This is a genomic window from Actinoplanes philippinensis (assembly GCF_900113015.1).
Lineage (GTDB): Bacteria > Actinomycetota > Actinomycetes > Mycobacteriales > Micromonosporaceae > Actinoplanes > Actinoplanes philippinensis.
The window spans coordinates 346,477-357,307 of record NZ_FONV01000012.1; the positions used below are offsets into that span (position 1 = coordinate 346,477).

Here is a 10,831-nt window from a genome sequence, read left to right on the forward strand (position 1 = left end):
TCGGCTTACCCTCGTAGTCGTGGACATCCTGGACGACCCTGAGCGTGACAACGACGGCGAGCGCGAGGTCGATTTCGAGTCCGAAGAGGCTCCGGTGCTGCCCGAGCAGACCCGTGACGACACCGAGCGCGGCTGGGGCGAGCGGTCCCACTCCAACGACGACCGCCTGCTCGAGGACCGCCCGCCGCACTGGGACTGACCTTTCCCGACGGGCGCCGTCGCAGACCGGGAAGCGGGACATCGGCTCAGCCCGGCCGGATCACTATGGCGAAACCACGGCCGGACCTCGCTATCGCCTGTTTCGCCTCGTCCGGGTCGAGGGCCAGGAGCAGCCCGCCGGCCACCGGATCGTCGGCGCCGGTGACCTCCAGGACCAGGGCCGCGCTCGCCACCGGTGTGGTGCGGTCGTGATCGCCGTCCAGGCGGAGCAGGTCCACGCGGTGGCCGGGGCGCACCACGCTCAAGGCGGTGGGGTCGGCCAGCCGGACCGGAACGCCGACATTGCCGGGTGGGATCGGCCGTGCCGTGGCGCCCGGCCCGGCGGACGGTGACGAAGAGGCCCGGCCGGACGGCTCGGCGCTCGATGGGCCGGCGTCGACGGGGGTGCAGCCGGTCGGCCTGAGCCAGAGGACCGCCGCGGCTGTGATCAACAACACGGCTACCGAGATCAGGCGGAGCAGGGTGCCGCGGTTCGGCCGGCGCCATCGCACGGGGTCCAGACGTTCATCGGGGGAATCCGGCCTCTTCGGGGACATCGAGCCTCCAGATCTGCGGCGACCCGCGGAGGGGCGGGGTCTGGCGGCCGTCGGCGGGCACCCGGGGCGGTCGGAAAGACAGCCGTCCGGCCTCGTTGCGGAACGGCGAGTTGCGGGTGCCCGCCGACGGCTGCGACCGACGTTAGGCCGAGGACGGGATCCGGCGCGGAGGCGCTGTGGACAACGCCGCTCTGTGGAAAACACGCCGTCGACCTGTGGATCTTGCTAAAGCGAAAGGGCCGCGCAGCGGCCCGGCGAGCGGGAGAAGGCCTAGGCGCGGAAGAAGGCCTAGGCGCGGGAGAAGGGCTGGGCGCGGGAGAAGGCCGGGGCGCGGGAGAAGGCCGGGGCGCGGGAGAAGGCCGGGGCGCGGGAGAAGGCCGGGGCGTCGGCAGAACGAAAACGCGCCGAGCCGGGATCGGCTCGGCGCGCTGGTGACGCACAGGGGTGGGGCGGGTTACGGGGCCGCGGCGGCCTTTGCTCCGCTGCCGCCCGACGACGACGTGCTGCTGCTCGTGGAGGAACTCGACGAGCTGGACGACGTGGTGGTCGAGGACGTGGACGACGAACTCGACGTCTCGGCCTTCTTGGGGGCCGCGTCGGTGGCGCCGGAGGCCGACTTCTCGGCGCTCACGCTGCCCGAGCGGGAGTCGTTGCGGTAGAAGCCCGAACCCTTGAAGACGATGCCGACCGAGTTGAACACCTTGCGGAGCTTGCCGTGGCAATTCGGGCACTCGGTGAGGGCAGGGTCGGAGAAGGACTGCACTGCTTCAAGCTGCTCACCGCACTCGGTGCAGGCGTACTGGTAGGTAGGCACGGCTCCTCCGGATCAATCGGCTGCTGGCACTCGCCAACTCCGAGTGCCAATGTTGCGGCATCGGAGGTCAATTCGTCCACTCGGCGCTCGGCCTGAGGGAAGCGCGAGCCGTGGGTGATGTCACAACCAGGTCCCGGCTGAGCTGCCCGGTGCGGGTCGCCGGGGGTGCGGCGGGTCGCGTTGCCGACACGTCAGGACATCAGACCAGACAAGATCACGACGAGGGGTACGGCCGGAGCGCGAAGCCGCCGGTCGGGGTGATCACCGCGTGTACCCGGCGGTCGTGCGGCTCGGCCGGCACGGTAGCGACGTCCTCGCCGTCGTGCAGGAGCGCCACGGTCAGCGGGCCGGGTTCCGGCAGACGGGCCAGGACCCGGTCGTAGGAGCCGCCGCCCCGCCCCATCCGGGTTCCGTCGTGCCCGACCGCGAGCGCCGGCACCAGCAGGAGGTCGACCGAGCACACCGCGTCCACGCCGAGCCGCGGCCCGCCGGGTTCGCGCAGGCCGCGCGGCCCCGCCACGAGCAGCGAAGAAGGCCCGGAGAGGGATGTGCCTTGCGAGACGCCCGAAGCCGGCGATGGCGATGCTGCCGCGGTGGGTGAGGCGCCTGAGGCTGTCGCGGGGCTTGCCGAAGTGGGTTGCAATGCGGGCGCGGGGTCCGGCGTGGCCGGTGGGATGCGGGAGGTCGTCGGTGACCCGGGGTCCGGTGTGGCGGCTGGGATGCGGGAGGTCGTCGGTGACCCGGGGTCCGGTGTGGCGGCTGGGATGCGGGAGGTCGTCGGTGACCCGGGGTCCGGTGTGGCGGCTGGGATGCGGGAGGTCGTCGGTGACCCGGGGTCCGGTGTGGCGGCTGGGATGCGGGAGGTCGTCGGTGAGCCGGGGTCCGGTGTGGCGGGTGGGATGCGGGACGCCGTCGGTGAGCCGGGGTCCGGTGGGGCGGAGGAGGGCGGCGACGTCAGCTCGGCCCAGGTGAGGTCGTTGTCGGGGAGCAGGACCGGCAGCAGCAGGCGGCCGCCTGGGGGAAGGGCCGACAGGAGGAGGGCCGGCAGGGCGGGGCCGCCCGGCTCGGAGCCGACCGGGACGTAGGCGGCGATCGAACGGGCGCCGGTGCGGCGTACCAGAACGCGAATTTGATCTTGAATCTGACGGGCCGCCGCCTCGCGCGCGGCGACCGATAATGATCGACGTGTGGTGAGCAGCCGTGCGCGGAGCGCGACTTTGTTCTGGTGTGATTTTTCCTCATCAGGGGTTAAATCCGACATGCAACACCCCCTTTTGAAAACCGGCAAACGGTGCACACTATGTCAGCATCGCTGGAAAAGAGGCCACTCCCGGGAGGATGTGTGACATTACGTGGCCGTCTGACCAGCGCCTTCCTGGTGGTCGTGCTCGGTCCGGTCCTCCTCGGGTCCATCTTCGTCGCGTTCACGGTCGGCGCCGTGAGCCGGGAGCGGACCACCGAACGCCTCGATCACGCTGCGACGACGATCAGTGTGGCGGTCGGCGCGATCTGCCGCCAGCTACAGGCTTCGGCGGACGCGGTCGCCGTGGTGCCGGCCGGGGACCGTCGGGCGGTCGCTGACCAGCTGGTCGCGCGAGGACTGGCCACCGAGATCCAGGTGACCGATCCGGATCATTCAGGGCTGGCCCGTTCAGCGGTGACCGCCGACCCGGCGGCCGGTGGCCACCAGGACTGCGCGACACCCGGGACGGCGACGACTCCTCAGGTCACCGCGTTGGCCGCGTCCGCGTACGCCGAAGAGGCCACGGTGATCGCCGCCCAGCGGATCGACGCCGCATTGCTGGACCGGCTGGGGGCCTCCGCCGGGGTGACCGTGACGCTCGGCGCGGGCGTGCCCGCCGCGGCCGGGACCGCCCACCGGGAGCTGGCCGCTGAACCGGGACGTCCGATGGCTCTGACCGTGACCGCCCGGACCGGCGAACCCACCGGCCGCTATCTGATCCTGGCGCTGATCGTGCTGGTCACCGCGTTCGTCGCGGTGTTCGCGGCCCGTTGGCTGGCCCGGTCCACCACCCGCCCGCTCGGCGATCTGGCGTGGGCCGCGGACCGGGTGGCGAACGGCGACCTGGACACCCGTGTGCCGATCCCGCGCCCGGACGAGCTGGGCCGGCTGGCCGGCACCTTCAATCGGATGACCCGTGAGCTGCAGTCCTACGTGCAGGCGCTGACCGCCAGCCGCGACCAGTTGCGCCGGCATCTGGCGATTCTCGGCGACACCCTGTCCAGCACCCACGACCTGGACCGGATCCTGCCGGTGATCCTGCGCACCGCGATGACCGCGACCGGCGCGCGGGCCGGGCTGATCCTGCTCCTCGACCCGGCCGACGGACGGCTGGCGGCCCGCTGCGGCGCGGGCCTGACCGGCGCCTGGGATCTCTCCCCGGCCGAGCTGTCCCAGCGGCGGCTGTCGCCCGGCCGCGGCGTGCTGGGCCGGGTCGCGGCGACCGGGGTGCCGTCGCGAGGCACGACCGGCAGAGCCCTCGACGAGCCGGCATGTGACTCGTATCTCGCTGTGCCGATCTGCGCGCCCCCGGACGAGGAGGTCGGGCCGGACCCGACGGTGCTCGGCGTGCTGGCCCTCTACGACCGGCTCGGGGCGCCGGTCTTCGAGGACGCCGACCTGCGGACCGTGCGCACCTTCGCCGGGCAGGCCGGGGTGGCGGTGCACAACGTCCGCGTCCACGAGGAGGCACAACGTCTCTCTTTGACTGATCCGCTGACCGGGCTCTGGAACTACCGTTACCTGCGCGAGGTGCTGCGCCGCGAGGTGGAGCGGGCCAGCCGGTTCGGCCGGATGCTCACCGTCCTGGTCCTCGACCTGGACCACTTCAAGGAGGTGAACGACACGTACGGGCACACGGCCGGTGACCAGGTGCTGGGCGAGTTCGCGCGGCGGATCCGGATCGGGCTCCGTGAGGTCGACGTGGCGTTCCGGCAGGGCGGGGAGGAGTTCGTGGTGCTGCTTCCGGAGACGGACGCGTACGGCGGGGTGATAGTCGCCGAGCGGCTGGGCGCCGCGGTGCGGGACTGGCCGGTGCCGATCGACCCGCGCCGCCCCGGGCTCGACGACCGGATCGCGATCAGCGTGTCGATCGGCATCGCGGTCTTCCCCGAGCACGGCTCCACGGCCCAGGAGGTGCTCGACGCCGCGGACGAGGCGCTGTACGCGGCGAAGAACGCCGGCCGGGACACGTACCGTCTCGCCGAACGGGTTTCCCCCGCTGTGCCGGAGGGGCATCTGGATGCAGCGACCGCCACCACTGGTGGGCCACAGCCGCCGCGACATGGCCGTGGCCGATAGTCTCGCGGCATGTCCTCCAACCAGCGAAGGTGAAGTGACTGAATGACGACGAAGCGCGCCGTCAAGGCGGTGATCCCGGCGGCGGGGCTCGCGACCCGCTTCCTGCCGGCGACCAAGGCCGTGCCCAAGGAGTTGCTGCCGGTCGTCGACCGGCCGGTCCTGCAGTACATCGTCGAGGAGGCGGCCGCCGCCGGCATCACCGACGTCCTGCTGGTGACCGGGCGCGGCAAGACCGCGATGGTCGACCACTTCGACCGGCGCCCCGACGTCGAGGCGCGGCTCGAGGAGAAGGGCGACCAGAAGCGGCTCGCCGCCGTACGCCGTTCGAGCGAACTCGCCGACATCTACACGGTTCGCCAGGGTGAGGCGCTCGGCCTGGGCCACGCGGTCGGCACCGCCGCCTCGCACGTCGGCGACAACGCGTTCGCGGTGCTGCTCGGCGACGAGTTCGTCGAGGAGGACAAGCCCCTGCTCCCGGCCATGCTGGACCTGCAGGAGAAGACCGGCGGCATCGTCCTCGCCTTCATGGAGGTCGCCCCGCACGAGACGTCCCGCTACGGCATCGCCTCGGTCCGGACCACCGACGACCCGGATGTGGTCGAGGTGACCGGCCTGGTCGAGAAGCCCTCCCCGGAGGAGGCGCCGAGCAACCTGGCGGTGCTCGGCCGCTACGTGCTGCCCGGCTCGATCTTCGACGTCATCGCGGACACCAAGCCCGGCAACGGCGGCGAGATCCAGCTCACCGACGCGATGGCGACGATGCTGGCCGACGGCGTCCCGGTGCACGGCATCGTCTACCGCGGCCACCGGTACGACACCGGCATGCCGCTCGGCTACCTGCAGGCCGTCGTCCAGCTCGCGGTGCAGCGCGAGGACCTGGGCGAGGAGTTCCGGGCCTGGCTCACCGAGTTCGTCGGCGGCTGGAAGGGATGACCGCCACGGCCGATCGCGAGGCGGCCGCTTCCAACGAGCTGATGCCTCTCGCCGAGTACCTGGGCAGCGTGCTGCGCAGGCTCCGGGCGCTGCCTCCGCTCGACCTCGACCTCACCCAGGCGCACGGGAACGTGCTGGCGGCCGATGTGGTCGCCCCCCACGCGTACCCGGCCTTCGACCAGGCCGCGATCGACGGGTACGCGGCCCGATGGGAAGACCTGGCCGGGGCCGGGCGCATCGGGTCGCACCCGTCGTTCGGGCAGTTCGAGAACACCGCCCGCACGGTCCGGCTGAACGTGGTCGGCGACATGGGCGCGGCACACTGGCGGCCGGTCCGGCTCACCCCCGGCACCTGCTTCTCGGTGGCGGCCGGGGCGCCGCTGCCGATCGGCGCCGACGTCGTGGTCCCGGTCCACTGGACCGACCAGGGCATGGCCGCCGTGGAGATCCTGCACGCCCCGAAACGCGGTTCCGGGGTCCGGCGGGCCGGTGAGGAGGTCGCCGTCGGGCAGCTGCTCGCCGCCGCCGGCTCCTACGTCACCCCGCCGACCGTGGCCCTCTTCGCCGCCGCCGGGATCGGGCACGTGATGGTCCGGCCCAGCCCGCGGGTGGTGGTCGTGGCCACCGGCGACGAGCTCGTCGACGTGGGCCGCCCCAGCCAGCCCGGCCAGGTCGTCGACGCCAACTCGCACGCCCTCACGGCGGCCGCGGTGGAGGCGGGCGCGCTGGCGTACCGGATCGGCATCTGCGACGACGACCCGGAAGGGCTGCGCGGCCTCCTGGAGGACCAGACGCTGCGCGCCGACCTGATCATCACCACCGGCGGCACCGGCACCGGCCCCGGCGACATGCTGCGGCGCGTGCTGTCCCGGCCCGGGCCCGGCCGCGGCACCGTCGAGTTCACGGACGTGGCCCTCTGTCCCGGCACCGCACTCGGCTTCGGCACCGTCGGCGGCGAGGAGGTGCCCGTGGTGTGCCTGCCCGGCGAGCCCGGCGCCGCGCTCATCGGGTTCGAGGTGCTGGCCCGGCCGGTGATCCAGCTGCTCGCCGGAGCGGAACCGGTCTTCCGGCCCGGGATCAAGGCACACCTGCTGGAGACGGTGTCGTCACCCGGCGGGCTGCGCGAGTTCCGGCCCGCCTACGTCGCGGAACGGCGCGGTGGCGGTTACACGGTGCAGCCGCTCGCCGGTGGGCCGTACACTCTGTCCGGTTTGGCCGAGGCGAACGGCCTGCTGGTGCTCGGCGAACGGGTCACCACAGCGGCCGCCGGCTCGACCGTCGACGTTCTGCTGCTCGACCGGAGGCGATAGATGCTCGGGGCCACCACACCCGGATGGCCCGCTGTGCTGTCGGACGGGGCTGTGCTGCTCCGGCCGTACAAACGCGGCGACGCGCGGGCCTGGTCCGAGGTGCGGATCGCCAACCAGTCCTGGCTGGCCCCGTGGGAGTCGGCGCCACCCGGCCCCTGGTCGGAGATGAACTCGCCCCGCGCCTTCGGCTACGTCTACCGCGACATGAGACGGGCCGCCCGCGAGGGCGACAGCATGCCGTTCGCCGTCTGCCTCGTCGAGAACGGCCGGGAACGCCTCGTCGGGCACGTCAACCTCGGCAACATCGTGCGGCGCGCGTTCGCGTCGGCGTACGCCGGATACTGGGTCGACCACCGGGCGGCCGGCCGCGGCGTCATCCCGACCGCGCTGGCGCTCGCCGTCGACCACGCCTTCGGTCCCGGCGGTCTGCACCGGATAGAGGTCAACATCCGGCCGGAGAACGGGCCGAGCCGCCGGGTCGTCGAGAAGCTGGGGTTCCGCGAGGAGGCGTACCACCAGCGCTACATGCACATCGACGGCGGTTGGCGCGATCACCTCGGCTACGCGATGACCAGCGAAGAGGTCGCCGCCGAAGGAGGCCTGCTGGCGCGCTGGCGCCGCGTCCGCAGCACCTCATGATCTTCTACGTCGCAACGCTACCGGCGCGGCGCGCGAAATATCACGGCTACCGCCCGTAACCTCGCATTCGTCGTGTCATTCCACGTGTCATTCGTCGTGGCGGATCGGAGCGGTGACGGTGCCGACCTCGGTGCTCCTCGCCGTCCTCGCCGCGGCGGGTCTGCTCGCCCTCGCCCCGGCGCTGGTCCGCCGGTACGACGCCACCGAGCGCCTCGCCGCGGAACGGGCGTCCTCGACGGCGCGGGTGCTGCAGCGCCGCCGCCGTCTCCGCACCGTGCCCGGACGCCGACCGATCAACCCCGCCCGCCAGGTCACGGTTACGGTCCCCGCCCCAACGAGTGATCCGGTCAGCCCCCCGGAGCGCCGCCTCCGCCTGGTCACCGGCAAACGCCCACCCCGCCGCCTCCCACAGCGCCGCGGCGCCCCCGCCGTCGTCCGGCGCCGCCGCGTCTTCGCCGCGCTCGTCCTGCTCAACGCCATCGAGCTGGTCGGCGTAGTCGCGGTCGGCCCCGGCTTCTGGATCAGCTTCGCGGTCACCGGCAGCCTGCTCGGCCTGTACCTCGTACACCTGCGCAACCGTGCCATCACCGACCGCCGCCGCCGTCGCATCCAGGCCCGCGAAGCCGCCTGGCTCGCCGCCCGCCAGGCCGAGGTCCGCCGCGAACAGGCCCGCCGCGCCGCCGCCCGCCGCGAAGCCCAGCGGCGCCTCGCCGCCCAGAAGGAAGCCGTCCGGCGCGCGGCGATGGGCCTCGACCGCGAACCCTCCGACCTGCCCCTGCCGGCCGCCGCCAACGGCGGCTCGGTCTCCTACCGGCGGCGAGGCGGTCTGCGAGGCCGTCCCTACGAGGCCGGTGGGCGACGGCACAACGCCTCTTAGCGGGTACGGGACGGGCTGTCCCGTCTTTCCAGGCCGTCCCGTAGCTCCCCGGCGACGCCGGCGACAGTCCCGGTCGCCAGGGCCGGCATCCGGGCTGCTGCCCTGCCGGGCGGTGTGGGGAGGGGTGGTTCGCGAAGGGTCTGGATGACCTGTTAGCCTTTCAACGGTTCCAAGGTGACGCAGTCACTGGAAGACCAAGGGGCTGTGGCGCAGTCTGGTAGCGCACCTCGTTCGCATCGAGGGGGTCTGGGGTTCAAATCCCCACAGCTCCACCAAAGGCGATAGGCGATCCTTGTCCGCGGAAAGCGCGGACCTGGGTCGCCTTTGGCATATCTACTCCGGGGGCCGAGCCCCCGGAAGCCCCGCATCACGCTGGTTGCGGTTCGTGCGCTGGTTGCAGGCCGTATCTGCGGCTGCCTTGTGTTGCTCTTGGGCTCTGTGTGCACGTTCGTGCACCGGTGCGTGGTGGTGCACGAACGTGCACATTCACTATGGTGTGCATGAACGTGCACGCCGTAGGGGGAGCGATGGTCATTGCCAGCGCAAGGGACCTGGGTCTGGCCGTCCGCCAGGCCAGGCAGGATCGGGGTCGGACGCAGTCGGAGGTCGCTGCTGCCGCCCGAGTCAGCCGCCGCTGGCTCTCCGACCTGGAGGCCGGAAAGCCGAGCGCCGAGTTCGGACTGATCCTGCGCACGCTGGATGCGGTCGGACTGGGCTTGGACGCCTTCCCGGTCGAGCCGGCGCCTGAGGGGCTCGATCTCGACACCTTGTTCGAGGATGGGCGTGGCTGAGGCCCCGGGGACACGCCTGGTGGTTCTGATGGCCGGCGAGACGGTCGGCGTCATCGAACAGGGCGATGGTGGGCGCCTGACATTCGCGTACGACGACCGGTGGCGGCTCGCGAGGAACGCCACACCGTTGTCGCTGTCCATGCCGCTGGCACGACGCGAACACCCTGACGGTCTGGTCCGGCCTTTCCTCTGGGGGCTCCTGCCGGACAACGAGCGGGTGCTCGAGCGGTGGGCGCGGGACTATCAGGTGTCGGCCGGCAATCCGTTCGCCCTGCTACGGCACGTCGGCGAGGACTGTGCGGGGGCGGCCCGATTCGTCGTTCCGGAGCGCGTCGAGGCGGCTCTCGCCGGGGACGGTGGTGTCGACTGGCTCGATACCGACGAGGTGGCCGAGCGGCTGCGTACGTTGCGCGCCGATCCGACGTCCTGGCACGTGCACAACGGTGGGCAGTTCAGTCTGGCCGGTGCTCAGGCCAAAACGGCCCTGTATCTCGATCCGGGCAGCGGGCGCTGGGGTGAGCCGTGGGGTTCGGCGCCCACCACCCACATCCTCAAACCCGCGGTTGCCGGGCTGAACGAACACGATCTGACCGAGCATCTGTGCCTGGCCGCTGCGAACCGGGCGGGCCTGCCCGCCGCGCGCTCGCGCGTGGTGTCGTTCGGCAGCGAACGGGCCATCGTGGTCGAGCGGTACGACCGCCTGCACCGGGGCGCCGGGGCGCCGATCCGGCGTGTGCACCAGGAGGACATCTGCCAGGCCCTGGGGATCGCTCCGACCGCAAAGTATCAGACCGAGGGCGGACCCTCGCCCGAGCAGATCGTCGACCTGCTTCGGCGGGAGATCCGTCCGATGGCCACCGCCGAGGCGCATGTCGGGCGGTTCGTTGACGCGCTCGCGTTCAACTGGCTCATCGCCGGCACTGACGCGCACGCGAAGAACTACTCGCTTCTCATCGAGGGGCGGCAGGTACGGTTGGCGCCGCTGTACGACGTCGCCAGCGCGCTGCCGTATGACGACCTGTATCTGCCCCGGCTCCGGGCGGCGATGCGGGTGGGCGGCGAGGACCGGGTGGAACGTGTCGGCGGGCGGCACTGGCGCCGATTCGCCGAGGCCAACCGGCTCGAGCCGGACGAGACCGTGGCGCGGGTCGACGCCCTCGCCGCGCGTACGGCAGCTTGTTTCGTGGACGCCGCACGCGACGAGGAGGTGCGGGCGCTCGGCAGCGACCTGCCCGCGAGGCTGGCCGAACGAGTCGAAGCGCACGCCGCTCGATGCCGGGTGGCGCTGGCGCGGGACTAGACGAGTAAGTCCTAACTCAGGTCAGTGGTCGTAGGCGATCAAGGACCTGGTCAAGGGCTGGCCGGTGGCGCGGTTGTGCCAGATCGCGGC

Annotated in this window: 11 protein-coding genes, 1 tRNA gene and 1 pseudogene; 10 read left to right on the forward strand and 3 right to left on the reverse strand. The window is 72.2% G+C overall.

Translation table 11 applies throughout. The annotated features are described in order from the left end of the window. Positions 1 to 19 precede the first annotated feature (19 nt). On the forward strand, positions 20 to 199 hold the full coding sequence (locus tag BM290_RS32160; RefSeq protein WP_093619656.1) for a hypothetical protein: 180 nt from the start codon (positions 20 to 22) through the stop codon (positions 197 to 199). Between the two features lie 46 nt (positions 200 to 245). Here the strand turns inward: BM290_RS32160 and BM290_RS32165 are convergent, their stop codons facing one another. Further along, positions 246 to 656, reverse strand: a complete 411-nt coding sequence (locus BM290_RS32165) for a hypothetical protein (RefSeq protein ID WP_239143811.1) — start codon at positions 654 to 656, stop codon at positions 246 to 248. Between the two features lie 530 nt (positions 657 to 1,186). Here BM290_RS32165 and BM290_RS50185 point away from each other — a divergent pair. Beyond that, positions 1,187 to 1,414, forward strand: a complete 228-nt coding sequence (locus BM290_RS50185) for a hypothetical protein (RefSeq protein WP_239143818.1) — start codon at positions 1,187 to 1,189, stop codon at positions 1,412 to 1,414. Positions 1,415 to 1,476: 62 nt separating this feature from the next. On the opposite strand, the pseudogene BM290_RS50825 reads toward BM290_RS50185, so the two are convergent. Both BM290_RS50825 and BM290_RS50195 read right to left on the reverse strand, forming a co-directional pair. Then, positions 1,477 to 1,569: pseudogene (locus tag BM290_RS50825) on the reverse strand (FmdB family zinc ribbon protein); the annotation flags it as partial. A gap of 214 nt (positions 1,570 to 1,783) precedes the next feature. Continuing rightward, a complete protein-coding gene (locus tag BM290_RS50195) occupies positions 1,784 to 2,089 on the reverse strand; it encodes a 5-formyltetrahydrofolate cyclo-ligase (protein ID WP_342352059.1) in 306 nt (101 codons plus the stop codon). A gap of 822 nt (positions 2,090 to 2,911) precedes the next feature. Here BM290_RS50195 and BM290_RS32190 point away from each other — a divergent pair. The 8 genes from BM290_RS32190 (at position 2,912) to BM290_RS32225 (ending at position 10,741) form a co-directional block, all read left to right on the forward strand. Then, positions 2,912 to 4,891 carry a GGDEF domain-containing protein gene (locus BM290_RS32190; protein ID WP_177319984.1) on the forward strand — a complete coding sequence of 660 codons (1,980 nt, stop codon included), beginning with the start codon at positions 2,912 to 2,914 and terminating at the stop codon, positions 4,889 to 4,891. A 42-nt stretch (positions 4,892 to 4,933) separates the two neighbouring features. Then, on the forward strand, positions 4,934 to 5,824 hold the full coding sequence (locus BM290_RS32195) for a UTP--glucose-1-phosphate uridylyltransferase (RefSeq protein ID WP_093619661.1): 891 nt from the start codon (positions 4,934 to 4,936) through the stop codon (positions 5,822 to 5,824). After that, entirely contained in the window at positions 5,821 to 7,134 is a 1,314-nt protein-coding gene (locus tag BM290_RS32200; protein ID WP_093619662.1) for a molybdopterin molybdotransferase MoeA, read from the forward strand. The genes BM290_RS32195 and BM290_RS32200 overlap by 4 nt, the downstream gene beginning before the upstream one ends. Next, positions 7,135 to 7,773: a GNAT family N-acetyltransferase gene (locus tag BM290_RS32205; RefSeq protein ID WP_093619663.1), complete on the forward strand. Its 639-nt coding sequence runs from the start codon at positions 7,135 to 7,137 to the stop codon at positions 7,771 to 7,773. It abuts the gene before it with no gap. Between the two features lie 118 nt (positions 7,774 to 7,891). Then, a complete protein-coding gene (gene sepX, locus BM290_RS32210) occupies positions 7,892 to 8,650 on the forward strand; it encodes a divisome protein SepX/GlpR (RefSeq protein WP_093619705.1) in 759 nt (252 codons plus the stop codon). 198 nt (positions 8,651 to 8,848) lie between these two features. Then, a tRNA-Ala gene (locus tag BM290_RS32215) sits at positions 8,849 to 8,925 on the forward strand. 225 nt (positions 8,926 to 9,150) lie between these two features. After that, positions 9,151 to 9,441, forward strand: coding sequence for a helix-turn-helix domain-containing protein (locus BM290_RS32220; protein ID WP_203779538.1), 291 nt, complete (start codon positions 9,151 to 9,153; stop codon positions 9,439 to 9,441). Continuing rightward, positions 9,434 to 10,741: a type II toxin-antitoxin system HipA family toxin gene (locus tag BM290_RS32225; protein WP_203779540.1), complete on the forward strand. Its 1,308-nt coding sequence runs from the start codon at positions 9,434 to 9,436 to the stop codon at positions 10,739 to 10,741. The genes BM290_RS32220 and BM290_RS32225 overlap by 8 nt, the downstream gene beginning before the upstream one ends. Positions 10,742 to 10,831 lie beyond the last annotated feature (90 nt).

Coding starts and splice junctions, on each gene's coding strand:
- BM290_RS32200 (WP_093619662.1), top strand. CDS start 5,821: ATGACCGCCACGGCCGATCGCGAGGCGGCCGCTTCCAACGAGCTGATG.
- BM290_RS32195 (WP_093619661.1), top strand. CDS start 4,934: ATGACGACGAAGCGCGCCGTCAAGGCGGTGATCCCGGCGGCGGGGCTC.
- BM290_RS32205 (WP_093619663.1), top strand. CDS start 7,135: ATGCTCGGGGCCACCACACCCGGATGGCCCGCTGTGCTGTCGGACGGG.
- BM290_RS32220 (WP_203779538.1), top strand. CDS start 9,151: ATGAACGTGCACGCCGTAGGGGGAGCGATGGTCATTGCCAGCGCAAGG.